This window comes from Lentzea albida (assembly GCF_900111005.1).
In the GTDB taxonomy this organism is placed as follows: Bacteria; Actinomycetota; Actinomycetes; order Mycobacteriales; family Pseudonocardiaceae; genus Lentzea; species Lentzea albida.
The window spans coordinates 271,232-297,214 of sequence record NZ_FOFV01000012.1; the positions used below are offsets into that span (position 1 = coordinate 271,232).

General features: G+C 70.7%; 21 protein-coding genes and 2 pseudogenes. 11 read left to right on the forward strand and 12 right to left on the reverse strand.

Annotated features, from left to right (window positions below):
- Positions 1-4: 4 nt before the first annotated feature.
- On the reverse strand, positions 5-1,234 hold the full coding sequence (locus BMY74_RS28225; RefSeq protein WP_089921465.1) for a sarcosine oxidase subunit beta family protein: 1,230 nt from the start codon (positions 1,232-1,234) through the stop codon (positions 5-7).
- 68 nt (positions 1,235-1,302) lie between these two features.
- Here BMY74_RS28225 and BMY74_RS28230 point away from each other — a divergent pair, with 68 nt between their 5' ends.
- A complete protein-coding gene (locus tag BMY74_RS28230) occupies positions 1,303-1,962 on the forward strand; it encodes a GntR family transcriptional regulator (RefSeq protein WP_089921466.1) in 660 nt (219 codons plus the stop codon).
- Here BMY74_RS28230 and BMY74_RS28235 read toward each other — a convergent pair.
- From BMY74_RS28235 to BMY74_RS28265, 7 genes are all read right to left on the reverse strand, one after another.
- Positions 1,925-3,622, reverse strand: coding sequence for a BCCT family transporter (locus BMY74_RS28235; RefSeq protein WP_089921467.1), 1,698 nt, complete (start codon positions 3,620-3,622; stop codon positions 1,925-1,927). The genes BMY74_RS28230 and BMY74_RS28235 overlap by 38 nt on opposite strands.
- Positions 3,623-3,628: 6 nt before the next feature.
- Positions 3,629-4,759 (reverse strand): aromatic ring-hydroxylating oxygenase subunit alpha, encoded by a 1,131-nt coding sequence (locus BMY74_RS28240; protein ID WP_089921510.1) that lies wholly within the window; start codon positions 4,757-4,759, stop codon positions 3,629-3,631.
- A gap of 18 nt (positions 4,760-4,777) precedes the next feature.
- Positions 4,778-5,071 (reverse strand): hypothetical protein, encoded by a 294-nt coding sequence (locus BMY74_RS46325; RefSeq protein WP_089921468.1) that lies wholly within the window; start codon positions 5,069-5,071, stop codon positions 4,778-4,780.
- Positions 5,068-7,515 carry a GcvT family protein gene (locus tag BMY74_RS28250; RefSeq protein WP_218159773.1) on the reverse strand — a complete coding sequence of 816 codons (2,448 nt, stop codon included), beginning with the start codon at positions 7,513-7,515 and terminating at the stop codon, positions 5,068-5,070. Before BMY74_RS28250 ends, BMY74_RS46325 begins: the two co-directional genes overlap by 4 nt.
- A complete protein-coding gene (locus BMY74_RS28255; protein ID WP_089921469.1) occupies positions 7,512-8,597 on the reverse strand; it encodes an S-(hydroxymethyl)mycothiol dehydrogenase in 1,086 nt (361 codons plus the stop codon). The genes BMY74_RS28250 and BMY74_RS28255 overlap by 4 nt, the downstream gene beginning before the upstream one ends.
- 14 nt (positions 8,598-8,611) lie before the next feature.
- A complete protein-coding gene (gene glyA / locus BMY74_RS28260) occupies positions 8,612-9,892 on the reverse strand; it encodes a serine hydroxymethyltransferase (RefSeq protein WP_281245005.1) in 1,281 nt (426 codons plus the stop codon).
- Between the two features lie 181 nt (positions 9,893-10,073).
- Positions 10,074-10,856, reverse strand: coding sequence for an IclR family transcriptional regulator (locus tag BMY74_RS28265; RefSeq protein ID WP_089921470.1), 783 nt, complete (start codon positions 10,854-10,856; stop codon positions 10,074-10,076).
- 122 nt (positions 10,857-10,978) lie between these two features.
- On the opposite strand from BMY74_RS28265, the gene BMY74_RS28270 reads away from it, so the two are divergent.
- On the forward strand, positions 10,979-11,296 hold the full coding sequence (locus tag BMY74_RS28270; protein WP_089921471.1) for a bifunctional 3-phenylpropionate/cinnamic acid dioxygenase ferredoxin subunit: 318 nt from the start codon (positions 10,979-10,981) through the stop codon (positions 11,294-11,296).
- Complete coding sequence (locus BMY74_RS28275) at positions 11,293-12,441, forward strand: NAD(P)/FAD-dependent oxidoreductase (protein ID WP_089921472.1); 1,149 nt, start codon at positions 11,293-11,295, stop codon at positions 12,439-12,441. Before BMY74_RS28270 ends, BMY74_RS28275 begins: the two co-directional genes overlap by 4 nt.
- On the opposite strand, the gene BMY74_RS28280 is transcribed toward BMY74_RS28275, so the two are convergent.
- The gene (locus BMY74_RS28280; protein WP_089921473.1) at positions 12,436-13,215 is read right to left on the reverse strand and encodes an SDR family NAD(P)-dependent oxidoreductase; all 780 of its coding nucleotides are present in this window, start codon (positions 13,213-13,215) and stop codon (positions 12,436-12,438) included. The two genes, BMY74_RS28275 and BMY74_RS28280, sit on opposite strands and share 6 nt — an antisense overlap.
- Before the next feature lie 213 nt (positions 13,216-13,428).
- On the opposite strand from BMY74_RS28280, the pseudogene BMY74_RS47030 reads away from it, so the two are divergent.
- From BMY74_RS47030 to BMY74_RS46335, 3 genes and pseudogenes are all read left to right on the forward strand, one after another.
- Positions 13,429-13,767: pseudogene (locus BMY74_RS47030) on the forward strand (MFS transporter); the annotation flags it as partial.
- A gap of 91 nt (positions 13,768-13,858) precedes the next feature.
- Positions 13,859-14,575: pseudogene (locus BMY74_RS46695) on the forward strand (hypothetical protein); the annotation flags it as partial.
- A 5-nt stretch (positions 14,576-14,580) separates the two neighbouring features.
- Positions 14,581-15,189, forward strand: coding sequence for a TetR/AcrR family transcriptional regulator (locus BMY74_RS46335; protein ID WP_245786406.1), 609 nt, complete (start codon positions 14,581-14,583; stop codon positions 15,187-15,189).
- A 71-nt stretch (positions 15,190-15,260) separates the two neighbouring features.
- Here BMY74_RS46335 and BMY74_RS28300 read toward each other — a convergent pair whose 3' ends face one another.
- Positions 15,261-16,742, reverse strand: coding sequence for a pyridoxal phosphate-dependent decarboxylase family protein (locus tag BMY74_RS28300; RefSeq protein ID WP_089921475.1), 1,482 nt, complete (start codon positions 16,740-16,742; stop codon positions 15,261-15,263).
- Positions 16,743-16,823: 81 nt separating this feature from the next.
- Here BMY74_RS28300 and BMY74_RS28305 point away from each other — a divergent pair, with 81 nt between their 5' ends.
- The 3 genes from BMY74_RS28305 to BMY74_RS28315 all read left to right on the forward strand — a co-directional run bounded on the left by BMY74_RS28305 (position 16,824) and on the right by BMY74_RS28315 (position 19,257).
- On the forward strand, positions 16,824-17,261 hold the full coding sequence (locus tag BMY74_RS28305) for an Lrp/AsnC family transcriptional regulator (RefSeq protein WP_089921476.1): 438 nt from the start codon (positions 16,824-16,826) through the stop codon (positions 17,259-17,261).
- A gap of 126 nt (positions 17,262-17,387) precedes the next feature.
- Positions 17,388-18,593: a sensor histidine kinase gene (locus BMY74_RS28310; RefSeq protein ID WP_089921477.1), complete on the forward strand. Its 1,206-nt coding sequence runs from the start codon at positions 17,388-17,390 to the stop codon at positions 18,591-18,593.
- Positions 18,594-18,597: 4 nt separating this feature from the next.
- Complete coding sequence (locus tag BMY74_RS28315) at positions 18,598-19,257, forward strand: response regulator (RefSeq protein ID WP_089921478.1); 660 nt, start codon at positions 18,598-18,600, stop codon at positions 19,255-19,257.
- Between the two features lie 19 nt (positions 19,258-19,276).
- Here the strand turns inward: BMY74_RS28315 and BMY74_RS28320 are convergent, their stop codons facing one another.
- The gene (locus tag BMY74_RS28320) at positions 19,277-22,174 is read right to left on the reverse strand and encodes an ATP-binding protein (RefSeq protein ID WP_245786407.1); all 2,898 of its coding nucleotides are present in this window, start codon (positions 22,172-22,174) and stop codon (positions 19,277-19,279) included.
- Between the two features lie 296 nt (positions 22,175-22,470).
- Between BMY74_RS28320 and BMY74_RS28325 the strand changes: the two genes are divergently transcribed.
- Positions 22,471-24,033, forward strand: coding sequence for a S8 family peptidase (locus tag BMY74_RS28325; RefSeq protein ID WP_089921479.1), 1,563 nt, complete (start codon positions 22,471-22,473; stop codon positions 24,031-24,033).
- Positions 24,034-24,054: 21 nt separating this feature from the next.
- Complete coding sequence (locus BMY74_RS28330; protein ID WP_089921480.1) at positions 24,055-25,590, forward strand: S8 family peptidase; 1,536 nt, start codon at positions 24,055-24,057, stop codon at positions 25,588-25,590.
- A 68-nt stretch (positions 25,591-25,658) separates the two neighbouring features.
- Here the strand turns inward: BMY74_RS28330 and BMY74_RS28335 are convergent.
- Positions 25,659-25,983 (reverse strand): integrase core domain-containing protein (locus BMY74_RS28335; protein ID WP_143091731.1); only part of this gene is annotated, 325 nt, incomplete at its 5' end.

Sequence of the window (25,983 nt, forward strand, 5' to 3'; positions counted from 1 at the left end):
GCTCCTAGTGGGCGACGGCTGCGGCGCCGTGCTCGTCGACGAGAGCGCCCGTGGTGAAGCGCTCGAGGGTGAACGGCTCGTTGAACGGGTGCGGCTTGTCGTGGGCGATGGTGTGCGCGAAGCAGTCGCCGACACCGGGTGTGGCCTTGAAACCGCCGGTGCCCCAGCCGCAGTTGAGGTACAGCCCGCCGACGGGCGTGAGGCCGACGATCGGGGACGCGTCCGGGCTGACGTCGACGATGCCCGCCCACGTCCGCAGCAGGTGCGCCCGCGCGAAGACGGGGAAGAGCTCCAGCGCCGCCGCCATCTGCTGCTCGATGATGTGGAACGAGCCCCGCTGGCCGTAGCCGTTGTAGCTGTCGATGCCGGCGCCCATCACCAGTTCCCCCTTGTGCGCCTGGGAGACGTAGACGTGCACGGCGTTCGACATCACGACGGTCGGGTGCACGGGCTCCAGCAGCTCGGACACCAGTGCCTGCAACGGGTGGGAGGCGAGGGGCAGCGGGATCCCGGCCATCTTCGCGAGCACCGAGCTGTGCCCGGCCGCGCACAACGCGACCTTGCCCGCCGCGATCCGGCCGCGCGACGTCCGCACCGCCGTGATCCGGCCGCCCGCGGTCTCCAGTCCGGTGACCTCGCAGTCCTGGATCAGGTCGACGCCCATCTCGTGCGCCGCCCGCGCGTAGCCCCAGGCCACGTAGTCGTGCTTCGCGATGCCCGCGCGCGGCTGGTAGGTCGCGCCCAGCACGGGGTAGCGCACGTCCGGCGAGGTGTTGACGATCGGGCAGATCTCCTTGACCCCGGCCGGGTCCACCCACTCCGCGTCGATGCCGTTGAGCCGGTTGGCGTTGACGCGGCGGACGCTGTCGCGCACGTCCTGCAGGCTGTGCGCCAGGTTCAGCACCCCGCGCTGGTCGAACAGGATCGGGTAGCCGAGGTCCTCCTCCAGGCCCTCCCACAGCTTCAGCGAGTGCTCGTAGATGCCGGAGCTCTCGTCCCACAGGTAGTTCGACCGGATGATCGTCGTGTTGCGGGCCATGTTGCCGCCCGCGAGCCAGCCCTTCTCGAGCACCGCGACGTTCGTGATGCCGTGCACCTTCGCGAGGTAGTACGCGGTCGCGAGTCCGTGGCCGCCACCGCCGACGACCACGACGTCGTAGGAGGACTTCGGTTCCGGGTCGTCCCAGAGGAAGTCCGGGTGCTCGGGCAGATGTGCTCCGGGCGGGCTGGTCATTCCGTCGCCTCCAGCGAATCCATCTGGTCGACTACTGGTATATCAGTCTTTGCGTTACGGTAGGTCACATGAACGCACGGGTCAACGACGAGCCCGCCTCCGTCTCACTCACCGAGCAGGCGTACGCGGTCCTGCGGGACCGCCTGGTCATGCTGGAGATCAAGCCGGGCGAGCCCATCAACGAGGACAGGCTGCGCACCGAGCTCGGCGTCGGCCGCACGCCGATCCGCGAGGCCCTCAAGCGCCTGGAGCAGGAGCGGCTCGTCGTCGCCTTCCCGCGCCGCGGCACGTTCGCCACCGACGTGAACATCTCCGACCTCTCCCACATCTCCGAGGTGCGCCGGACGCTCGAACCCCTTGCCGCGGCGGCCGCGGCCGACCGCGCCACGGAGGACGACCGCGCCGCCCTGACCGCGCTGCGGTCCCAGCTGGAGACCGCCGCACGGCCGGGCGACAACACCGGACTGCTCCGCGATGACGTCGGCGTGCACCGCGCGATCTACCGGTGCGTGCACAACCCGTTCCTCGAGGACACCCTGATCTCCTACGACAACCTGGCCACCCGGATCTGGTGCGTCTTCCTGCCTCGACTGTCCGGGATGGCCGGTCACGTCGACGAGCACGTGCCCCTGCTGACCGCGGTCGTCGAGGGCGACGCCAAGAAGGCGAGCGAGCTCGCCTCCCAGCACGTCATCGGGTTCGAGCAGGCGATTCGGGCGTTGATCTGACCTGGTCGTCGTTCTTGACGGGCGCGGCCTCCACCTGCAGGCGGAAGTCGCCGTCGAACTCCTCGTTGCCGGTCGCCACCGCCTGCTCGACGATCTCGGCGCAGTGCTTCTCCCGCACCACCATCGGGTCGCTGCGCAGGTCCTTCGCCAGCGCCACGCAGAGCACGACCATGACGAGTCCGAACGGCGCCGCGGCGATGATCGTGAGGTTCTGCAACCCGGTCAGCGCGGTCGCACCCCCTCCGCCGACGAGCAGCATCACGGCCGCCACACCACCGGTCGCCACGCCCCAGAACACCACCAGCCGGCGGTGCGGTTCGATGGCGCCGCGCTGCGACAGCGTGCCCATCACCAGCGAGGCCGCGTCGGCACCGGAGACGAAGAAGATCGCCACCAGGACCATCACGACCACACCGGCGACCGCGGCGAGCGGGAACTGGTCGAGCACGCCGAAGAGCTGCGACTCCGGGTTCGCCGCCCCGGCCAGGTCGGTTCCGCCGCGCTGCAACGTGATCGCGGTACCACCCATGATCGTGAACCAGATCAGGCTGACCACCGACGGCACCAGGATCACGCCGCTGACGAACTGCTTGATCGTGCGGCCGCGGCTGATCCGCGCGATGAACATGCCGACGAACGGGGTCCACGAGATCCACCAGGCCCAGTAGAAGATCGTCCACGACGACAGCCAGCCCTCCATCGCCGAGCCACCGGAGGCGGCGGAGCGGGAGACCATCTCGCCCATCTCGCGGAAGTAGTCGCCGATCGCCGCCGGCACCAGGTTGAGGATCAGCACGGTCGGCCCGACCAGGAACACGAACACCGCCAGCACGGTCGCCAGCACCATGTTGATGTTCGACAGCCACTGGATGCCCTTGGCCACACCCGACACGGCCGAGGCCACGAACGCCACCGTCAGCACCGCGATGATGCCGATCAGCACGCCGACACCGGGGTTCTCGGCCACGAACCCGCCCGCCTTGAGCCCGCTGCCGATCTGCAGCGCGCCCAACCCGAGTGAGGCGGCCGACCCGAACAGCGTCGCGAAGATCGCCAGGATGTCGATCAACCGGCCCAGCGGGCCCTCCGACACCCGGTCACCGAACAGCGGCGCGAACGCGGCGCTGATCAGCTGCCGGCGGCCGCGCCGGAACGTGCCGTACGCGATGGCGAGGCCGACGACCGCGTAGATCGACCACGGGTGGATGGCCCAGTGGAAGAGCGACGTGGCCATCGCCGTCTCGACCGCCGCGTCCGTGCCGCCCTCGACCGTGCCCGGCGGCGGCTTCACGAAGTGCGACAACGGTTCCGCGACGCCGTAGAACATCAGCCCGATGCCCATGCCCGCGCTGAACATCATCGCGACCCACGAGACCGTCCGGAACTCCGGCCGCTCGCCGTCGTGCCCGAGCGGGATCCGGCCGTAGCGGCTGAACGCGAGCCACAGCGCGAAGACCACGAACCCGGTCGCCGCGGTCAGGAACGCCCAGCCGGTGTTGCGGATGACCCAGCCGAGCACCGCGGTCGAGACGCTGCTCAGGCTGTCCGTGCCGATGATCCCCCAGGCGAGGAACGCCGAGGCGACGGCCGCGGAAACGACGAAGACGACCTTGTCGGTGTGTGTTCTGGTGGTGGGTAAGAACGTTTTCGGTTCGGGCATGGCCTTCTACCACCTCTTGGTTGCTGTGGCTTCCTGGACCCAGCGGTGGAACTCCCCGATGTGGTGTTCGGAGGGAACCAGCACACCCCCTTGCGCGTAGGCCCGCGAGGACATCGCGGGCTGACACCGTTCGCAGGCCTCGAAGTCCTGCTCGTTGACGCGGTGGAAGAGCTCGACGGACCGCGAGACGTCCTTGCCGGTCGCGACGACGTCCTTGGCGTAGAGCCAGTCGCACTCGACGACCGTGCGGTCGGCGGCCAGCGGGAACATCCGGTGGATGATCACGTGGTCGGGCACGAGGTTGATGAACACCTGCGGCCGCACGGTGATCGCGTAGTACCGGCGCTCCTGGTCGGAGGCGACGCCGGACAGGGTGTCGAAGCCCTCGCTCCCGTCGATGGTGAAGCCCTTGATCTCCTCGCCGAACACCGCGCCGTGCCCGACGTAGTACTGAGCCGCGTACCCGTCCGCGAACTCCGGCAGGACCTCCGTCAGCTCGGGGTGGATGGTCGCGCAGTGGTAGCACTCCATGAAGTTCTCGATGATGAGCTTCCAGTTGGCCTTCACGTCGTAGGTGATCCGGCGCCCCAGCTCCAGCTCGCTGACCTGGTAGTTGCCGATCGCGTCGAGGTTGCCCAGCCGTTCGCGCACGTCCTGCTGCACGGTCTCCTCGAACGACGCGGGTTCGTCGGCCAGCGACAGCCACGCGTACCCGAGCCACTCGCGCAGGTGCACCTTCTTCAGGCCGTACTCGACGCGATCGATGTCCGGCATGGAGGTGAGGTTCGGCGCGGCGACGAGCCTGCCGTCGAGGCCGTAGGTCCAGGCGTGGTACGGGCACTGGAAGTTGCGCTTGACCGTGCCGGTCTCCTCGACGCAGAGCTTCGCGCCGCGGTGCCGGCAGATGTTGAGGAACGCGCGCAGCGAGCCGTCGCGGGAGCGCGTGACGAGCACGCTCTCGCGTCCGATCTGGACGGTCCGGAAGTTGCCGGCGTCGGGGAGGTCGGCGCTGCGGACCGCGCAGAACCACATCCGCTCGAAGATGTTCTGCTGCTCCAGCTCGAAGATCGCCGGGTCGGTGTAGGTGCTGCCCGGCAGGGTGGGGATCAGGCTTCCCGGGAGCTCGGTCGCGGTCATGATCACTCCGTGGTGGTGTCAGAGAAGAAGGGAACGCGCGTCCGAGCCGGCGCAGATCACCAGCAGCGGGGCGGTGTGGGTGCTCGACCGCGTCAGCACGCGGGCACCCGTTCCGGACGGCTCGACGTGGAAGTCGATCACCGTCTCCTCGAAGCGCAGGTCGGCGCCGGCGCGGAAAGCGTCGTCCGAGCTGGGCAGTTCGGCCTGCGACCGGCTGTCCAGCCCGAGCACGCGCAGTCCCCGCGCGGCGAGGCGGTGTGCGGCCGCCCCGCCCAGGTCGCCGAGTCCTATGACGATCACGTCGTGGCTCATGACCGGATCCGCAGCATCTTCGGGTCGAACAGCGGTTCCGCCGCCACCACCGCGGCGACGCGGTCGCCGAAGTACTCGATCTCGACCCGGTTGCCCTCGGTCGCGACGTGAGCGGGCAGCCAGGCGTAGGCGATGTTCCTGCCGATCGAGTACCCGCGGGCCGCGCTCGTGACGTACCCGACCGCCACGCCGCCCGCGTACACCGGCTCCGACCCCATGACGACCTGGTGGTCGTCGTCGATGAGCAGACACGTGAGCTTGCGGGTGGCCGTCTCCTCCGACTTCCCCTCCAACGCCTTGCGGCCGTGGAAGTAGCCCTTGTTCATGCGGACCGCGAAACCCAGCCCCGCCTCGAACGGGTCGTGCTCGGTGGTCACGTCGGTGCCCCACGAGCGGTAGCCCTTCTCCAGCCGCATGCTGGTGAACGCGCTGCGGCCGGCGGCGATGACCCCGTGTTCCCGACCGGCCTCCCACAGCGTGTCCCACAGCCTGCGGCCCATGTCCGCGGTGGTGTAGAGCTCCCAGCCCAGCTCGCCGACGTACGACAGGCGCATCGCGGTCACCGGCACCTCGCCGATGAACACCTGCTGCGCCTTGAAGTAGCCCATGGCCTCGTGCGAGAAGTCCGTCTTGGTCAACGGCTGCAGCAGGTTGCGCGCTTCCGGTCCCCACAGGCCGATGCAGCACGTGCCGGGCGTGATGTCGGTGATGTGCACACCGCCGTTGGGAGGCAGGCGCCGGCGCAGCCAGTCGAGGTCGAGCGGGCCGTTGGCGCCGACCTGGAACCGGTCCTCGCCGAGCCGCGCGATCGTCAGGTCGCTGCGCACTCCCCCGTCCTCGTTGAGCAGCAACGTGTAGACCACCGCGCCGGGCTTGCGGTCGAGCTGGTTGGTGGTCATGGTCTGCAGGAACGTCAACGCCTCCGGGCCGCTGACCTCCAGCCGCTTCAACGACGTCATGTCGAACATCGCGACGCGTTTGCGGGCGACCAGCGCCTCCGCACCGGCGATCGGCGACCAGAACCGGGACGCCCACTCGTTGCGGTCCGGGATCTCCGCGACCTCGGGCAGCGAGGCGTTGGCCTCGTACCAGTGCGGCCGCTCCCAGCCCGACGCCTCCAGGAACACCGCGCCGAGTTCCTCCTGCCGCTCGTGGAACGGACTCGTGCGAAGCGGCCGCGGGTTCTCGGCGGGCTGCAACGGGTGCAGCACGTCGTAGACCTCGACGAACGCCCGGCAGCTGCGTTCGTGCACGTAACCGGGGGCGCGCTGCACGTCCTCGAACCGGTTGAGGTCGCAGCCGTGCAGGTCGATGCCCGGCTGGCCGTCGACCAGCCACTCGGCCACCGCCTTCGCGACCCCGGCGGAGTGCGTGATCCACACGGCCTCGGCGACCCAGAACCCCTCCAGGCCGGGGTGTTCGCCGAGCAGCGGGCTGCCGTCCGGGGTGAAGGAGAACAGGCCGTTGATCCCCTCCTCGACCTTGGAGTCGCCGAGCGCGGGCAGCAGGTCGACGGCGGCGTCCCAGGAGGTCTCGAAGTCCTCCGGGGTGAACGCGATCTCGGACGGCATGGTCGGCGCCACGTCGAAGTCGAGGATGTCGTCCGCCGAGATCGGCATGGGCCGGTGCCCGTACGCGCCGATGCCGATGCGGTCGACGTGCTCGCGGAAGTACAGGTCGGCGTCCTGGTGGCGCAGCAACGGCCTGGACATCTCGGACAGCTCGGTGTTGACGCCCTGCAACGACGGCAGCGGCGCCGTCTTCGCGTACTGGTGGGCCATCGGGACGAGCGGGATGTCGAGGTCGACCATCCGGCCGATCCGCGGGCCCCACATGCCGACGCACGACACGACGACGTCGGCGGGGAACGTGTCGTGCTCGGTGACGACGGCCTTGACGCGACGCCCGGTGCGTTCGATGCCGGTGACCTTGTGGTGCGACAGGAACTTCGCCCCGCGCTCCATGGCCCGGCGTGCCTGGGCCTCCGCCGCCCTCAACGGCTTCGCGATGCCGTCGCTGGGGATGTGGAAGCCGCCGAGGATCTTCGAGGGATCCAGCAGCGGGTACAGCCGTGCGACCTCCTCGGGGTCGCGCAGGAAGCTCTCGACGCCCCACGACGTGGCCCAGCCGTGGCGGCGCTGGATGTCGGTCCAGCGTTCCGGTGTGGTGGCGACCTCCAGGCCGCCGACCTGCTGGAAGCACCACCGGTCGTCCAGCGTCAGCGCCGTGTACTTCTCGACGGTGTACTTGGCGAACGACGTCATGGTCTTGCAGCCGGTGGTCTGGAAGACGAGACCCGGCGCGTGGGAGCTCGACCCGCCCGTGGCGAACAGCGGTCCCTGTTCGAGCACGGTGACGTTGGTCCACCCGCGGGCGGTCAGTTCGTCGGCGAGCGCGCATCCGACGATGCCCGCGCCGATCAGCACGACTCTCGGCTGCGTCACAGGACCACCACCGAACGCAGGACCCGGCCGTGGTGCATGTCGTCGAACGCCTTCTCGACGTCCTCCAGGCCGATCGTCTCGGTCACGAACGCCCCCAGGTCCAGCCTGCCCTGCAGGTACAGGTCGATGAGCAGCGGGAAGTCGCGGCTGGGCAGGCAGTCGCCGTACCAGGACGACTTCACCGCGCCACCGCGGGAGAACACGTCGATCAACGGCAGTTCCAGCGTCATGTCCGGTGTCGGCACGCCGACGAGGACGGCCAGTCCGGCGAGGTCGCGGGCGTAGAACGCCTGCTGGAACGTCTCCGGCCGGCCGACGGCGTCGATCACCACGTCGGCGCCGTTGCCCTCGGTCAGCTCGCGGATCGCCTCGACGACGTCCTGCTCGCGGGCGTTGACGGTGTGCGTGGCGCCGAACCGTTCCGCCCACCGGAGTTTCGTGTCGTCGAGGTCGACGGCGATGATCGTGCGCGCACCCGCCAGCCGGGCGCCCGCGATGGCCGCGTCCCCGACACCGCCGCAGCCCAGCACGGCCACGCTGTCGCCGCGGGTCACGCCCCCGGTGTTGATCGCGGCGCCGATGCCCGCCATCACCCCGCACCCGAGCAGGCCGGCGACCTCCGCCGGTGCCTTCGGGTTCACCTTCGTGCACTGTCCGGAGTGGACCAGCGTCTTCTCCGCGAAAGCACCGATGCCCAGCGCGGGCGAGAGCGGAGTGCCGTCCTGCAACGTCATCGGTTGCGACGCGTTGTGGGTGTTGAAGCAGTACTGCGGACGGCCGCGCAGGCACGCCCGGCACGACCCGCACACCGCACGCCAGTTGAGGATCACGAAGTCGCCGGGTTCCAGGTCCGTGACGCCGGCACCGACCGACTCGACGACGCCCGCCGCCTCGTGCCCCAGCAGGAACGGGAACTCGTCGTTGATCCCGCCCTCCCGGTAGTGCAGGTCCGTGTGGCAGACCCCGCACGCCTGCACCTTGACCACCGCTTCGCCGGGACCGGGATCCGGCACGAGGACGGTCTCGACCGAGACCTTCGCCCCACGCCCCGCAGCCACCACGCCGTTCACCGCTTGTGCCACTCGAGTCGCTCCCGTCAGAGGTGGGGGTAGAGGGGGTTCTTGCCGGCCAGCGCCGCGACGCGGGCGGACAGGTCCGCCTCGTCGAAGTCGGGCCGGAGGGCCGCGGCGACGACGTCGGCGACCTCGGTGAAGTCGTCGGCGGTGAAGCCGCGGGTGGCCAGGGCGGGCGTGCCGATCCGCAGGCCGGAGGTGACCATCGGCGGTCGCGGGTCGAACGGGACCGCGTTGCGGTTGACGGTGATGCCGATGCGGTGCAACCGGTCCTCGGCCTGCTTGCCGTCCAACGAGGACTCGACCAGGTCCACGAGGACGAGGTGCACGTCGGTGCCGCCGGAGAGCACCTCGACCCCGGCGTCCCGGCAGTCCGGCCGGGACAACCGCTCGGCGAGGATCGCCGCGCCTTCGAGGACGCGCTGCTGCCGTTCGCGGAACTCCTCCCCCGCCGCGACCTTGAACGCGACGGCCTTGGCGGCGATGACGTGTTGCAGCGGTCCGCCCTGCTGGCCGGGGAACACCGTGGAGTCGACCTTCTTCGCCAGCTCCTTCGTGGAGAGGATCACGCCACCCCGCGGACCGCCCAGCGTCTTGTGCGTCGTGGTCGTGACGAGGTCGGCGAACGGCACGGGGTTCGGGTGCAGACCCGCCGCGACGAGCCCGGCGAAGTGGGCCATGTCGACCATGAGCTTCGCGTCCACGAGATCGGCGATGCGGCGGAACTCGGCGAAGTCGAGCTGCCGCGGGTAGGCCGACCAGCCCGCGATCACGAGCTTCGGCCTCGATTCGAGCGCGAGCCGTTCGACCTCGGCCATGTCCACGCGCCCGGACTCGCGGTCGACGTGGTACGCCACGACGTCGTAGAGGCGGCCGGAGAAGTTGATCCGCATGCCGTGCGTCAGGTGACCGCCGTGCGCGAGGTCGAGGCCCATGATCGTGTCACCGGGCTGGAGCACCGCCGCCATCGCCGCCGCGTTGGCCTGCGCGCCAGAGTGCGGCTGGACGTTCGCGTGCTCGGCGCCGAACAACGCCTTCACCCGCTCGATCGCCAGCGCCTCGATCACGTCGACGTGCTCGCACCCGCCGTAGTAGCGGCGGCCCGGGTAGCCCTCGGCGTACTTGTTGGTCAGCACCGACCCCTGCGCCTGCAGCACGCCGACCGGCGCGAAGTTCTCGGAGGCGATCATCTCGAGCGTCGACTGCTGGCGGTGCAACTCGGCGCGGATCTCGGCGGCGACCTCGGGGTCGAGCTCGCCGAGGTCCTGGTCCAGGACTGTGGTGGTGGGAACGGAGAGTGACAACGGGCCGACCCTTCCGAGCGAGTTCCGTAATACGCAACCTGGTTCGCATTATGCAACTGCGGCGCGCATCACGGTGCGACTCGTTCGAGCCGTTGTCAAGGCCTTGTCGCACGGACGGAGGCATCCGAAAAGACGAAGAGCCCCCGGCCGCGGCCAGGGGCTCTTCGTTCGTGAATCCGTTTCACAGCACGGGATGCCCCATGCGCACGGAGAGGTCCCGCGACGCCACGCGCAGCTCCTCGACGATTTCGGGCATGCGCTTCTGCGAGAGCCGGTAGGCGGGGCCGGCGGCGCTGATCGCCGCCACGACGTCACCGCGCGAGCCGAACACCGGCACCGCGACGGCGTGCAGACCGGCCTCGAGCTCCTCCATGCACGTGGCGAACCCGTCCTCGGCCGTGCGGCGCAGGACGTACCGCAGCTTCACGGGATCGGTGATCGTGCGCGGCGCGCAGGACTCCAGTTCGCCCGACAGCAGGCGTTCCTGCTCGTCGGCCGGTGCGGCGGCGAGCAGGACCTTGCCGCTCGACGTCGCGTGCAGCGGCGTGCGCTGCCCGACCCAGTTCTGCGCGGCGACCGCGGAACTCCCCCGCGCCTGGCTCACATTGAGCGCCACGTCGCCGTCGAGGACCGCGATGTTGACGGTCTCGCCGAGCCGGTCGGCGAGCTCCGTGCACACCGGGCCGCCGACCCGGACGTAGTCGAGCTGGCCGGTCACCGCGCCCGCGAACCGGAGCATGCCGATGCCGATGCGGAACGGGCCGCGTTCACCCTCCTGCTCCACGAGTTCGCGGGCCTGGAGCGTGTGGACGAGTCTGGACGCGGAGGACTTGTGCACACCGAGCTCGGCGGCGATCTCGGTGATCCCCGCCTCCCCGTTGCGGGCCAGCAGCTCGAGCACCGCCACCGCTCGATCGACCGATTGCACCAGTGTCTTGTCACGCGCAACCTCGCTGTTGCTCATGACGCAACGGTATCCGATAGACGCAACCCGCTCGGGTTCTTGACGGCGTTCATGATCCTGGTTCATCCTCGCTGTTGCGTATCGCACACCGTGTTCCGTAATACGCAACGGAGGTTCCTCTGATGATCACCGCATGCGCCGTGGACGACCTGCCGGTGGGCGAGTCCGTGGTCGTGACCGGCGACGTGGCGATCGCCGTCTTCAACGCGGACGGCGAGTTCTACGCGATCGACGACACCTGCACCCACCAGGACGCCTCGCTGTCGGAGGGGTGGCTGGAGGGCTGCCTCGTCGAATGTCCGTTGCACGCCGCGAGTTTCGACCTCCGCACCGGCCTGCCGACCTGCCTGCCGGCCAAGAGGGCGGTGCGCACCTACCCGGTCGTCGTGCGGGACGGCGTGATCTACGTGGACACGGGTGGCCAGGAGGCCGTGGCATGAGAACGGTCGCGGTCGTCGGCGCGTCGCTCGCCGGGCTGCGGTCCGTGGAAGAACTGCGCTCGCAGGGCTTCGACGGCCGGATCGTGGTGGTCGGCGAGGAGCCTCACGCGCCCTACGACCGTCCGCCTCTCTCGAAGGCCTTCCTGCTGGGCGCTCAGACCGCGGCTGATCTGACGCTCTCCGACGAGGACTTCGGCGCGGAGTGGCGGCTCGGTGTGCGCGCGTCCCGGCTCGACCCGTCCACGGGCTCGGTCTTGCTGTCCACGGGCGAGGTCGTGCGCGCGGACGGCGTGGTGATCGCGACCGGCGGCCGCCCGCGCACGGTGCCGGGCACGGCCTCGTTGCGCGGCGTCCACACCCTGCGCACGCTCTACGACGCCGTTGTGCTGCAGGGAGAACTAGTGCCCGGCGCTCGTGTCGTGGTCGTCGGCGCGGGCTGGATCGGCGCCGAGGTCGCGTCCACGTGCCGCGCGCTCGGCCTGGACGTGACGGTCGTCGAGGCCGCCGCGATCCCGATGGAACGCTTCCTGGGCCCCGTCCTCGGCGCCCTCTGCGCCGACCTGCACACGGACCACGGCGTCGACCTGCGCCTCGGCGTCGGCGTGGAGTCGTTCGCGCACAACGGGAAGCGCGTCACCGGTGTCGTCCTGCGCGACGGCACGCACCTCCCGGCCGACGTCGTGGTGGCCGGCATCGGCATGGAACCCGCCACCGACTGGCTCGCCGGCTCCGGCCTCGCGGTGGACAACGGCGTGCTGTGCGACCACGGTTGCGTCACGTCCATCCCGTCCGTGGTCGCCGTCGGCGACGTGGCCCGCTATCGGCACGGCGGTCGCCACGTCCGCCACGAGCACTGGACGAACGCCTCCGAACAGCCGGTCGTGGCGGTCCGCAACCTCCTCGCCGGCACGTCGGCCGAGACCTACCGGCCGTCCGGGTACGTCTGGTCCGACCAGTACGGCGTCCGCCTCCAGCTCGCGGGCGAGACCGGCGGCGCCGACGAGGTCGTCGTGGTCGACGGCTCGCCGGACGACCGCAGGTTCGCCGCGGAGTTCCGCCGCGCGGGCCACCCGGTCGGCGTGCTCGCGATGAACGACGCCAAGCTCTTCGGCCGCCTGCGCCGCGGGCTCACCGCCGTCTCATAGGCACTCGAGCAGGGCGTCCGTCCGCGCCCGCAGATGGGGCCCGGCATCGTCACCGGTGAAGATCCACGGCTTGCCGGCCTCCATCGCCGCCAGCACCATCTCCCCCACCTCGTCGACACCCGGCCCGCTGCGCAGGAACTCCTGGACGACCGGCACGAGCTCGTCCCTGATCGCGAGACTCCGATGCAGGGCACCGGTGTTCGCGACGATGCCCGTGTCGACCGGACCGGGGCACAGCACGCTGACCCCGACCCCGTGCTTCTCCGCGGACAGGCGCAGCGACTCCGAGAGCCCGACCACGGCGAACTTCGACGTCACGTACGGCACGTTCGGGTCGGCCACGAGCCCGGCACCCGACGCCGTGTTCACGACGTGGCCGGACCGGCGGCCGATCATGCGCGGCAGGAACGTCTGGATCCCGTTGACCACGCCGGTCAGGTTCACCGCGAGCACCAGGTCCCACGTCTCGTAGGTCAGGTCCGCCGCGGTGGCGTACGGCACCACGCCCGCGTTGTTGAACAGCAGGCCCACCGGCCCCAGCTCCCGTTCGGCCGCGTCGGCGACCTCGGCGAACCTCGCGCGGTCGCGCACGTCCAGCTCGTAGGTCCGCACGTCCGTCACGCGGGCCAGTTCGTCGGCCGCCCGTTCCAGCGCCGGACCGTCGACGTCGGCCAGCGCGAGGCGCACGCCCCGCCGGGCCAGCGACCTCGCGATGCCCAGGCCGATGCCCTGCGCGCCGCCGGTGACGAACGCGACCGATCCCGTCCACTCCATGTCGGGAGCCTTTCTGTGCTGATCTGACGACACTATGTTGACTGACACAGTAGCCTGCTCAGCATGCCTTCGAGAGCAGAAGATCGACCTTCGGCAGCCGCGACCGACGCCCGTCAGGACCCCGGATCGCTGCGCGCGGTCCTCGCCACGGGCGGTGGGGCCACCGTCGGGGTGCTGGCGGGCCTGCAGGTGCTGGACAGCGTCGACGGCGTGATGTTCGTGGTGTTCGCGCCGGAGATCCGCGAGTCGCTCGGCATCAGCACGGCGGCCGTCGGCGTCGTCGGAGCCCTGACCGGGGTGATGGTCGCCCTCGCGGCCCTGCCCCTCGGTCTGCTGGGAGACCGGTACCGCCGCACGACGATCGCCGGCGTCGCCACGCTCTTGTGGGCGGCCGCCGCCGGACTCCTCGGCCTGGTCCAGAACCTCTGGCAGGCCTCGGCGGCCCGCGTCGTCGCGGGCATCGGCAAGGCCAACGAGGGTCCGATCCAGTCGGCGCTGCTGGTCGACGCCTATCCCCCGGCCGTGCGCGGCCGGGTGCTCGGACTCCACCGGGGCGGGCAACCGCTGGGCATCGTGGCCGGGCCGTTGGTGGCGGCCGCGTTCGCGGCGCTGATCCCGGAGGAGCACGAGCCCCTGGCGGTGGGCGTTCGCGTTTCTCGCGGTACCGGCGCTGCTGCTGGGGTTCGCCGCCCTGCGCCTGCCGGAACCGGCCAGGGAGCACTCGAGCGCCTCGTCCCGCGGTGTGTTCGCGAGCCTGCGGAAGATCCCGACGCTGGTCGGGGTGGTGATCGCGCTCGGCACGTTCGGCATCAGCGTGACGACGGTGCCGATCTACCTGAACGTCGTGCTCGAGGAACAACTCGGGCAGGGCGCCGCGGCCAGGGGCGTGATCACGTCCGTGTGCGCGGCGGGAGGACTCCTCGGTGCCGTCGCGGGCGGGGCGATGAGCGACTGGCTGTTCCGGCGCAGCCCAGGAGCATGCCTGTACTTCGCGGCCGTAACGCTGTCGATGATGGGCATCGGGTTCGCGGTGCAGGCGTACGCGCCCGACGTGACGACCTACGTGGTCATCGGGATCGTCATCCAGGCGATGACGTTCGCGGGCATCGTCCCGCTCAGCGTGGTCGTCGCCGCGGTGACGCCCGCCGAGTCCCGTGCGACGGCGTTCGCGCTGGTCGGCGTCTTCACCGCGTTGATCGGCGGACTGGGCGGCGCGGTGCTCACGGGTGCGGCGGAGGAGCTCTGGGGCCTGCAGGCCGCGGTGGCCGTCGTCGCCCCGGCCGCCTCGGTCGTCGCCGGTGTGGTGCTGGCCGCGACCGTCCGGCACGTGCGGCGGGACGTCGACCGGGTCGTACGATGATCGTCGTGACCTCCCCCGGGCAGCGCCGGATCGACGAGATCGGCGACGAGAGCCGCCGCCGCATCCTCGACGCCGCCGAGGAGCTCTTCGCCGAGCGCGGGTTCGACCGGACGTCCTTTGTGGACATCGCGAAGCGGTCGGGCATCAGCCGGGGCTCGATCCCGTGGCACTTCAAGAACAAGGACGGCCTCGTGATGGCCGTCGTCGAACGGGCCGTCGCGCGCATCTGGCCCGTCGAGCGCTACGAGTCGGTGCCGTCGATCACCGAGGTGTTCTCCGAGACCGCCGAACTGCTCAGGACCGGCAACTCCGCGCTGGTGTTCATGATCCTGGTCGAGGCGCTCGGCGGCCGGGGCGTGGTGCACGACCAGTACCGGGAGTTCTTCTCGCGCCGGCGGGCGGGCATCGAGGAACTGCTGCGCTTCAAGCGCCCGGCGGGGCTCGACCCCGAGCAGGCGGCCGAACGGGAGCGCACCGCCGCCGTGGCGTTGAACGGCGCGCTCCTCGGCATCCACCTGCAGGCGCTGGTCGATCCGGAGAACGTCGACCTGGACGCCGCGCTGGTCGCGATCGCGACGATGTTCGACCGGAACCTCGCGGACGTCTGGCGCTAGGTCGTGTCCCGGAGGTTCGTCCGGTGGCAGGCGCGGTCGAGAGACCCGGAGGCGGTGCCGCCGCGACGTCCTCATACCGGGTTGTGTTCGGGCGTCGCGGCGGTGCCGCCTCCAGGGCCCTCACCCGCTACTGCCGCCCGACGAGGCCTCCGGGACACGGCCTGACGGAGTCGGTGCAGGACCAGGCCGATGTCGGCCTCGGACGTGCGGTGGTTGGTGACGCAGGCGCGGATGCCGCGCCTGCCCGCCACCACCACGGGTCCGAGCAGCGCCACGTTCTCCGCGATCAGCCGCTCCAGCAACGCGCGGTGCTCGTCGTCCGAGGCACCGTCCACGGCGAAGCACACCGCCGTCAGGGTCACCGGCGCCAGCAACGTGAGGCCGGGCGTGGCCTCGATGCCGTCGCCCAGCCGCCGCGCCAGCGCCAGGGTGCGCGCGTTCGCGTCGCGGAACGCCGAGACACCGAACGCCTGCAGCGCGCTCCACACCTTGAACGCCTTGAAGTTGCGGGAAAGCTGCAGCCCGTAGTCCATGTAGTCGGTCATCAGCGGGTCCTCGGCGACCGTCAGGTACGAGGAGTCGAACGCGAACGCGTCCCGCAGCTTCGCGCCGTCGCGGACGAGCAGGCAGCCCGCCTCCAGCGGCGCGTGCAGCAGCTTGTGCGGGTCCAGTGTGATCGAGTCGGCGCGGGCGCAGCCGCCCATCAGGCCGCGCATCTCCTCCGACAGCAGGAAGAGCGCGCCGTAGGCACCGTCGACGTGCAGCCACAGGTCCTCCGCGGCGCACAGGTCGGCGATCTCGTCCAGCGGGTCCACCGAGCCCGTCGACACCGTGCCGCAGGTGCCGACCACGTACCACGGCCGCAACCCGGCGGCGCGGTCTTCCTCCACGGCCGCCCGGAGTGCGTGCACGTCCATGCGGTGCAACGGATCCGTGGCGATGTGACGCACGTTGTCCAGGCCGATGCCGAGGACCGCGGCGGCCTTGTCGACACTGCGGTGCGCCTCGACGGACGTGTAGACGACCAGCGGTGCCGCGTCCCGTTGCAGACCGGTGGCGTGGAAGTCGGGCACGCGGTCGTGCAGCGCCGTGGCCAGTGCCTGCAGGGTGGCGAGCGAACCGCCACCGGTGAGGATTCCCCTGGCGCCAGAGGGAAATCCGACGACCGAGGCCAGCCACTCCAGCACGGAACGCTCGACCACGCTGGCCGCCGGCGACAGCTGCCAGAAGTTGCAGTTCTGGTTCATGGCGGCGGCCATCGCCTCGGCGTACGGGGCGATGCCGTTGGGCGGGCCGAGGACGTAGGCGAGGAACCGCGGGTGCGCGACCGTCGTCGAGTTGGGCAGGATCGTGCTCTCCCAGGCGTCGAACAGCCCGTCCACACCGACGCCGTGCTCGGGCATCGGCGTGGCGAGCAACGACGACAGCGCGTCGCGGTCGGGCGCCGGCAGGATCTCGGCCTCGGGCAGGCCTCGTTCGTAGGAGTCCAGCAGCGCCACCAGCCTCGCGCCTGCCCTGTCACGTTCTTCGTCGGTCAGAAGCAGTTCGTTCACGAGGAGCAGATTAGGCCGGATGGACTGGCACACGATTGCCACTTCAACCCCTCCGAAGCTGCTTCGTGGCACACTCTGCCAGTGGACCGCATCGATCGCGCAATCATCCGCCACCTCCAGGAGGACGGTCGTCTCACCAACACCGAACTGGCCGACAAGGTGGGCCTCACGCCGTCGCCGTGCCTGCGGCGGGTTCGAGCGCTGGAGGAGGCCGGGGTGATCACCGGCTACCACGCGGCCGTCGACCCCGTGGCGCTCGGCCGGGGCTTCCGCGTGCTGCTGCACATCGACCTCCACGCGCAGGACCTCGGCACCATCGAGGCGTTCGAGGCGCGGATCGCGGAGATCGACGCCGTCGAGTCCTGCGTGCGGATGTTCGGACAGCCCGACTACCACCTGTGGATCGCGGTCGCCGACATCGCCGCGTACGAGCAGCTCTACATGTCGGCGCTGACGAGGTTGCCGGGCGTGGCGCGCACGAACTCGCAGTTCCCGATGAAGACCGTGCTACCGCGGTAGCACGCGAAGAGTGCGCCGGGGTACGACGACCCGGCGGCGCGGTCCTGCGACCGTTCTCGCATGCCCAGAACCACTTCGGTCGCTGATGTAAGTTCGACGGAGGTTCCGTGGGGGCGGTGGGGGTCCGTGAAGTTCGCCGAGGTCAAGCAGTTCCTCCTCACCGGTGCCGCCACGCTCTTCGCCGCGCGCCGGCTCGTCAGGACACCCCCTCCGGCCCGGTGGAGGCACGTCCGGCTGGTGCTCACGCTCGGCCTGGCCGCGCTGGTGGTGGCCCTGGACGTGGCCGTCCCGCCCGGCCGCTACGGCTGGGACTACCCGGTCCCGGGCTGGTGGTTCACGGGGATCGCCGCGGCGTCGGTGGTGATGTCGCTCAGGAACCCGCTGTGGGCGTGGCGCGGGTGCGCGCTGCTGCTGGCCGTCACCCCGATGATCAACTGGCTCTGGAGCGACGACTGGCTCTGGCCCTGGTCGCCCGGCCTGGTCGTCGCGACCACGGCGATGGCGCTGGTCGTCGGCCAGAACTACCGCCAGGTCGTGCTGGCGTGGGTGTTCCTCTTCACCGTGGCGTCCGCGTGGGTCTGGTCCGGGAACTACCTGCAGTTCACGCTCATGGCCAGTGCCGTCGTCGGCGGAGCGCTCGTCCTCGGCAACGCCATGCGGTTGCGGCGCATCGCCGAGGCGGACAGCGCCGAACAACACACACGGGCCACCAAGCTGGAGGAACGCGCGGTCATCGCGCGCGAACTGCACGACGTCGTGGCGCACCACATGTCCGTGCTGGCCCTCCGCGCCGGGAGCGCGCGCTACCGGTTCGACGACCTGCCACCGGAACTGGTCACCGAGTTCGACGAGATGCAGTCCACGGCACGTGAGGGTCTCACCGAGATGCGACGGCTGCTGGGCGTCCTGCGCAACGAGAACGGCGAGCTGGAAACCGCACCGCAACCGCGCGTGGAGGAGATCGCCGACCTGGTCGACCGGCTGCGCGGCGCGGGAGTCGCCGTGTCGCTGGAGGTCGAGGGCAACGTGCGGGACGTGCCCGCGGGCGTGGCGCTGTCGGCGTACCGCATCGCCCAGGAGGCCCTGAGCAACGCCGTGCGCCACGCGCCGGGCTCCACTGTGGACGTCGAGATCTCCGCGACGCCGGGGGAACTGCGGCTCGTGGTGGCCAACAGCGCTGCAACCGAGCCCGTGCCGGCCGCCGACGGCAGGACACGGCACGGGTTGCTGGGGATGCGCGAACGGGTCGCGGCGCTCAACGGCGCGTTCCGGGCAGGGCCGGACGGAGGCGGGTTCGTCGTGGCGGTGACGTTGCCGTTGAACGGAGGATGACCAGGTGGGCATCACGGTGCTGATCGTCGACGACCAGACGATGGTCCGGCAGAGCTTCCACGCCGTGCTCGACGCACAGCCGGACATCACCGTCGTGGGCGAGGCCGGCAACGGCGCCGACGCCGTGCACGCCGCCGTCCGCGACCGGCCGGACGTCGTGCTGATGGACGTCCGCATGCCGGTCATGGACGGGCTGGAGGCCACCGGTGCGATCCTCGGCCACCCGGACCTGGCGGACGTGCGGGTCCTGATGCTGACCACGTTCGACATCGACGAGTACGTCTACGGCGCTCTGCGGGCGGGCGCCAGCGGCTTCCTGCTCAAGGACGCGCCGCTGGACGACCTGGTCAACGCCGTGCGCGTGGTCGCAGCGGGCAACGCCCTGTTCGCCCCGGCGGTCACCCGTCGCCTGGTGGCGGAGTTCGCCGCGCGCCTGCCGGTGAAGCCCGACCGCGCTCACCGCCTCACCGCGCAGGAGCTCAAGGTGCTGCGCCTGGTCGCGCGCGGCCTGTCGAACACCGAGATCGCGGCGGCGCTCGTGATCGTCGAGCAGACGGCGAAGACGCACGTCAGCCGCGTGTTCGCCAAGCTCGGGGTGCGCGACCGGGCGCAGGCGATCGTCGCGGCCTACGAGATGGGTCTCGTCGTGCCGGGCGAGAACTAGAGCGTTTCCGTCCGGTCGGTCAGGCCAGGTCCTCGGCCTGCAGCTCCGCCCGTGACGACACCCCGAGCTTGCGCAGCACCCGTGCCGCGTGCTGCTCGACGGTCCGCGGCGACAGGAACAGCACGTCCGCGATCTTGCGGTTCGTGTGCCCGGCCACCAGGAGCCGGGCGACCTCCTGCTCGCGCGGCGAGAGCTCGTCGCCGTACCCGCGCCTGCCCCGGCGCGACGGCTTGCCTCCGCCGATGCTGCGCAGCTGGTGCCGGCACCGGGCCGCGTCGCGGGTGGCGCCCAGGCCGTCGAACGTGTCGACCAGCGCCGACAGGATCTCCGCCGCCTTCTCCTGGTCGGTGGCCAGCAGGCACGCGGCCTCGCGTTCGGCGACCAGCGCGGTGAGGTAGGGCGCCGGCAGCGCCGAGTACCTGTCCGCGGCCTCGCGGTAGAGCGCCACGGCGGTGTCGGTCTGGCCGCGTGCCTCGGCGAGCAGGGCGCGGCACCAGGCAACCGAGGCGAACGCCATCGGCGCGTCACGGCCCTCCACGCCCGTGGCGAACTCCTCGATGAACGTCTCGGCGTCGGTCTCCCGGCCGGCCGCGAGGAACGTGGCCACGGCGATCGGGCCCAGTTCGGTCGCCCACACCCACACGCCCTTGCCCCGCACGATCGCGAGGCCCCGGTCGACGTCCACGCAGGCGCGGGTGACCTCGTCCTGGGCCAGCACGGTCCGCGCCAACGCCGCGCAGCCCGCGATGGCGACCGGGGTGATCGACTCCTCGGGGGCGAACGCGCCGGTCTCGGTGAGGTAGCTGGTCGCCTCCGCCCACTCGCCGCGGGCCGTGGCGAGCGAGCCGAGGATCAGGCACAGCTCGCTGGCCAGCGGGAACAGGTCGCGGTACTCGTCCAGCAGCGCCATCGCCCGTTCGGCCAGGCCGTCCCACCCGCCGGTCAGCCAGTCCAGGCGCGCTCTCGTAGCGTGCGCGGTGCTGGCCACGAACGGGGCGCCGCACTCGGAGGCGTAGCGCAGGCCGTCGCGCAGCAGGTCGGCGCAGAGGTCGAGGTGACCGGTGGTGGTCAGCGCGTCGGCGAGGTTGCAGTGCGCGCGGGCGACCTGGCGCAGTTCGCCGGGTGTGGAGGCGGGCAGGAACTCGAGTTCCGCCAGCACGGCCGGGTCACCGGTGTGCATCCGTGAGCCGATCTCGTTGGCGTACAGGGACATCTTCAACTCGGGGTCGTCGAACTCCGAGCGGGCGCGGGCGATGCGGTCGAGCCACGGCTGGACCTCGCTCATCGGGGTCGTGCCGAGGTACGACAACGCCAGCACGGCTTCGCCCCGTGCGGCCAGGTCCGGGCGTTCGGTCAGGTCGGCGACGGCCCGTTCGAGCTCGGACCGGGCCTCCTCGATGCCGCCCGCCTGCCGGATCAGCAGCACGCCGCGGTAGTGGCGGACCTGCCCGCGCGCCGCCGTGGACAGCCGCCGGTCGGACAGCAGGCGTTCGAGGGCCTCGGTCGGGTCGAGCTGGTCGAGGCCCTGGTGGGCGATCTGACCGAGCTTGATCGCGAGCCGGTCGACGTCGGTGGTGGGCACGGCCGGGTCGAGCAGCAGCCGTTGCAGCAGGGCCGTGGCGGTGCCCGCGTCGCCGTTCTCGACGGCCCGATCTGCCGCCGCCTCGCCGTAGCGCAGCCACGCGGACGTCCGACCGGCGCGTTCGCTGTGTTCGGCGAGCTGCACCAGCGGGCGGGGCTCGACCTGGTCGAGCACCTCGACGGCCCGGTGGTGCAACGCCTGGCGGTCGGGACCGCTCAGGGTGTCGTAGACGGCCTGCTGGGCCAGCGCGTGCCGGAAGCCGTACCGCCGTGCGTCGACCTCGTGCAGGACATGGCCCGACAACGCGTGCGTCAGCGCCTCACGGCTTCCGCTGATCTCGGCCACCTCGCCGAGCAGTTCGACGGACGCGGGCGCGCCCAGCACCGCGGCGGCCTCGACCAGCCGGGTGGCGTCGGCGGGCAGCGCGGCCAGGCGTTCGGCGATGGCGTCGCGCAGCAGGACCGGCACGTCGACGTTGTCGAGCAGCCGGCGGGCCGTGGCGCCGTCCGCGTGCACGGCGCCGGCCGGATTCCGCAACGCCCGCAGCGTCTCCTCGACCACGAACGGGATGCCCGCCGTGCGTTCGTGCAGCTTCGCCGCGAACTCCGCCGACACGGGCTCGCCGTCGAGGATCGCGGACGTCAGGGCCCGCACCTCGGCCACGTCGAGAGGCTCCAGCTCCAGCAACGCGCTGGTGATCCCGGTCGGCGGCCGGTACGCCGACCCGAGCGGCACCCCGCCCGGCACGTCCTCGCGCCGGTACGTGACCACGATCGACAGGTTCGCCGGCGGATCGCCCATCAGGAACCGCAGCAGCTGCCGCGACCCGTCGTCGGCCCAGTGCAGGTCCTCGACGACCAGCAGCACCGGCCCGAGCACGCCGATCAGTTCGCGCATCGCCCGGAACAGCCGGTGCCGGTCCGCCCGCGGATCACCGGTCGGGGGCGGCGGATCGGGCAGGTACGCCGCGAGTTCCGGCAGCAGCGCACCGAGCACACCGGACACCGGGCTCAACCGCGAGCGGTTGCGCGCCAGGCGTTCTGTGCAGTCGCGCAACGCCTCCAGCACCGCGCCGTACGGGAACGGCTCCCCCACGGGCTGGCAGTGCCCCATGAGGACGGCGATCGGCCCCAGGTCGGCGTCCAGCAGCTCGCGCACGAGCCGCGACTTCCCGACGCCCGCCTCGCCCTCGACCATGACCACCGCGGGCTGGCTCGGCACGGCGGCGCGCAGTGCGCCGAGCTGGTCACCTCGGCCCACCAGCACCGGCGAGCTCGTGCGCATCAGTCCGCCGGGGTCGCCGCGCCGCGCCCTGGACTTCGGTGTCCGGCTCATCCGCACCGATGGTAGGTCATGAACTCGTCCCTGGAGGAACGAGCTCGCCGGCCGCCGCGGGTGCCGCGTCCGGTGCGCAGAGGAAGTCTTTTGGCCTGCAACCGTTTCCGGATCCGGTTCTGGCGTTCGCGGCAGCGGTTCAGGCGCGCACGATTTTCCGGCGAACGGAATTCAGGTTAAAGACGCGTATCCCTACGTAGGGATATCCGGATTGTTCGTCGTTCGAGGTCGCCCGATGGTGATCGGCACGTGGTCGCCCACCCCTGCCGAGGCGGCCGGAGAACGGAGAACCAGAGATGCGACTTGATCGCACAACACGCGTGCTGGCGGCGACCGGGCTCGGCCTGGCCGTCGCGGCGGCGGTGAGCAGCCCCGTGTCCGCTCAGACGGGGTCGATCCAGAAGACCTCCGACCCCGTCGCGGGAAGCTACATCGTCGTGTTCAAGGACGGCGCGAGCGACGCTCCCACCACGAACGCGAAGGCGCTCGACCTGGCCCGCAAGCACGGCGGCAAGGTCAGCAACACCTACGTCGCGTCGGTGCGCGGGTTCGCGGTGAAGCTCGACGAGGCGGCGGCCAAGCGCCTCGCCGCCGACCCGTCGGTCGCCTACGTGCAGCAGGACGGCTGGGCGCGGATGTCCGACACCCAGACGAACCCGACGTGGGGCCTCGACCGGATCGACCAGGCGAACCTGCCCGTCGACGCGAAGTACACCTACCCGAACACCGCGTCGAACGTGACCGCGTACGTCCTGGACACCGGGATCTACAAGGCGCACACCGAGTTCGAGGGCCGGGCCGAGGACGGCTACGACTTCATCGACAACGACCCGGACGCCTCGGACTGCCAGGGCCACGGCACGCACGTCGCCGGCACGGTCGGCTCGAAGACGTACGGCGTGGCGAAGAAGGTCAACCTGGTCGCGGTCCGCGTGCTCGACTGCTCGGGCAACGGCCAGTACTCGCAGATCATCAAGGGCATCGACTGGGTCGCGCAGAACGCGAAGAAGCCCGCCGTGGCGAACATGAGCCTCGGCGGCGGCGCGGACTCCACTGTGGACAACGCGGTGAAGCGCGCGATCGCGGCGGGCGTGACGTTCGGCCTCGCGGCCGGCAACAACAACGGCAACGCCTGCAACACCTCCCCCGCCCGCGTGCCGGAGGCCATCACGGTGGCCGCCAGCGACTCGGCCGACAAGCGCTCGATCTACACCGGCGGGCAGGCGTCGAACTGGGGCTCGTGCGTCGACATCTTCGGCCCCGGCTCGAACATCACCTCCACCAAGAACGGCGGCGGCACCACCTCGATGGGCGGCACCTCGATGGCCACCCCGCACGTCGTCGGCGCCGCCGCGCTGTACGTGTCCGCGAACCCGTCCGCCACCCCTGCCCAGGTTCGCGACGCGCTGGTGAACAACTCGACGCCGGACAAGATCTCGGACGTCCAGGGCTCGCCGAACAAGCTGCTCAACATCAGCTTCATCGGCGGCGGTGGCCCCGACCCGGAGCCGTGTGCCGCGGCCACCAACGGTGACGACGTGTCCATTCCGGACAACAACACCGCCGTGTCCTCGTCCGTCAGCGTGACCGGCTGCACGGGCAAGGCCTCGACCACCACCAAGGTGAAGGTCGACATCAACCACCCCTACACCGCGGACCTCGCGATCGACCTGGTCGGTCCGTCCGGTGCGACCTACAGCCTCAAGAAGGCGAAGGGCGCGACCTCGACCGGCGGCGTGCACGAGACCTACACGGTCGACGCCTCGGCGGAGAACCGCAACGGCACGTGGAAGTTGCAGGTGACCGACGTCTGGACCTACGACGCCGGGAACATCGACACCTGGACCCTGACGTTCTGACGACGCCTGGAAGGACTTCCCATGCACCGCACCACCTGCGGGCTCGCCGTTCTCCTCGTCGCCTCCGCCCTGCTGGTCACCCCGGCACAGGCGGCTGAGGCCGACTTCGTCAAGGCCAAGAACCCCGCGGCCGGCGGCAGCTTCATCGTCTCGCTCAAGCCGGGCGCCGCCGTCCAGGCGTCGTCCACCGCGCTCACCCAGAAGTACGGCGGGAACCTCGACGCCGTGTTCTCCCGTGCCATGAACGGCTTCCAGGTCACGAACCTGAGCGAGGCCGCCGCGCGGAGGCTGGCGGCCGACCCGGCCGTCAAGGCCGTCTACCAGGACGGCACCGCGAAGGCGTCGGACGTGCAGACCAACCCGACGTGGGGCCTGGACCGCGTGGACCAGGCGAGTCTCCCGCTGGACAAGAAGTTCACCTACCCCAGCGGTGGCGCGTCGAACGTGACGGTCTACATCACCGACACGGGCGTGAAGACGAACATCGCCGACTTCGAGGGCCGGGCGTCCGTGGGCGCCGACTTCATTGAGGACGGCCAGAACGGGCAGGACTGCTCCGGTCACGGCACGCACGTGGCCGGCACGGTCGGGTCGAAGACGTGGGGCGTGGCCAAGAAGGCCAAGCTCGTCTCGGTCCGCATGCTCGGCACGAACTGCTCGAGCAACGGACCGGACTCGGCCGGCGTCAAGGCCATCGAGTGGATCACGGCGAACGCGCAGAAACCCGCCGTGGTCAACGCCTCCTGGACCTTCGACACCGCCGACATCGGCAACGACGCCATCGCCGGCATGGTCGCCTCGGGCGTCCAGATGGCGGTGGCGTCGGGCAACAGCTCGACGAACGCCTGCTCCACCGGTCCCGCCAAGATCGCGTCCCTGATCACGGTCAACGCGACCTCGTCCAACGACGCACGCGCCTCGTTCTCGAACTACGGCACCTGCACGGACATCTTCGCGCCGGGTGACAACATCACCTCGCTCGGGCTCAACGGCGGCAGCACGAACATGTCCGGCACGTCCATGGCCACCCCGCACGTCGCGGGGGTCGCGGCCCTGTACCTGTCGGCCAACCCGTCCGCGAGCCCACAGGCCCTGCGCGACGCGCTGGTGAACAACGCCACCGACGGCAAGGTCACCAACCCGGGCTCCGGTTCGCCGAACAAGCTGCTCTACAGCGGTTTCATCGGCGGCGACCCCAACCCGCCGCAGTGCGGTCCCGGCACGAACGGCGACGACGTGTCCATTCCGGACACCGGCACCGCCGTCTCGTCGTCGGTGACGATCTCGGGCTGCACGGGCAACTCGACGGCGTCGGCGACGGTCAAGGTCGACATCAACCACACCTACACCGGCGATCTGGCCATCGACCTGGTCAGCCCCTCCGGCAGGACGTACGTGCTGAAGAAGGCGGGCGGCGCCTCGTCCTCGGCGGGGGTCCACGAGACCTACACCGTCGACCTGTCCTCGGAAGCGCGCAACGGCACCTGGAGGCTCCAGGTGAAGGACGTCTACACCTACGACACCGGCACCATCGACTCCTGGACCTTGACGGTCTAGGAACGCGCCACGCGAAGAGCCCCGGAGCCATCAGGCTCCGGGGCTCTTCCCCTGTCCCCGAAGGGGGTCTAGCTGTGATGTCCAGGGAGGTTGGTCAGCCGGGTGATGGGTGGCTGGCCTCCGAGGGCGGAGTGAGCTCGGTGGTGATTGTAGAAATGCAGCCAGCCGGGCAGGGCTGCTCGGCGCTGGGTTTCTGAGGGGTAGTGGCGGGCGTAGGCCCAGCCGTCGGCCAGGGTGCGGTGGAAGCGTTCGATCTTGCCATTGGTCTGCGGACGGTAGGGCCGGGTCCGTTTGTGCCGGACGCCGAGCTCGGCGCAGGCGTCGCGCCAGGCATGCGAGCGGTAGCAGGATCCGTTGTCGGACAACACTCTTTCGACCATGACATCGCGGTCG

Bases quoted from the DNA above. Each gene is read 5' to 3' on its own strand.
- BMY74_RS28235 (WP_089921467.1), bottom strand. From the start codon at position 3,622: ATGCCCGAACCGAAAACGTTCTTACCCACCACCAGAACACACACCGAC.
- BMY74_RS28325 (WP_089921479.1), top strand. From the start codon at position 22,471: ATGCGACTTGATCGCACAACACGCGTGCTGGCGGCGACCGGGCTCGGC.
- BMY74_RS28280 (WP_089921473.1), bottom strand. From the start codon at position 13,215: ATGGAGTGGACGGGATCGGTCGCGTTCGTCACCGGCGGCGCGCAGGGC.
- BMY74_RS28275 (WP_089921472.1), top strand. From the start codon at position 11,293: ATGAGAACGGTCGCGGTCGTCGGCGCGTCGCTCGCCGGGCTGCGGTCC.
- BMY74_RS28225 (WP_089921465.1), bottom strand. From the start codon at position 1,234: ATGACCAGCCCGCCCGGAGCACATCTGCCCGAGCACCCGGACTTCCTC.
- BMY74_RS28270 (WP_089921471.1), top strand. From the start codon at position 10,979: ATGATCACCGCATGCGCCGTGGACGACCTGCCGGTGGGCGAGTCCGTG.
- BMY74_RS28240 (WP_089921510.1), bottom strand. From the start codon at position 4,759: ATGACCGCGACCGAGCTCCCGGGAAGCCTGATCCCCACCCTGCCGGGC.
- BMY74_RS28330 (WP_089921480.1), top strand. From the start codon at position 24,055: ATGCACCGCACCACCTGCGGGCTCGCCGTTCTCCTCGTCGCCTCCGCC.
- BMY74_RS46325 (WP_089921468.1), bottom strand. From the start codon at position 5,071: ATGAGCCACGACGTGATCGTCATAGGACTCGGCGACCTGGGCGGGGCG.
- BMY74_RS28320 (WP_245786407.1), bottom strand. From the start codon at position 22,174: ATGAGCCGGACACCGAAGTCCAGGGCGCGGCGCGGCGACCCCGGCGGA.
- BMY74_RS28230 (WP_089921466.1), top strand. From the start codon at position 1,303: ATGAACGCACGGGTCAACGACGAGCCCGCCTCCGTCTCACTCACCGAG.
- BMY74_RS28265 (WP_089921470.1), bottom strand. From the start codon at position 10,856: ATGAGCAACAGCGAGGTTGCGCGTGACAAGACACTGGTGCAATCGGTC.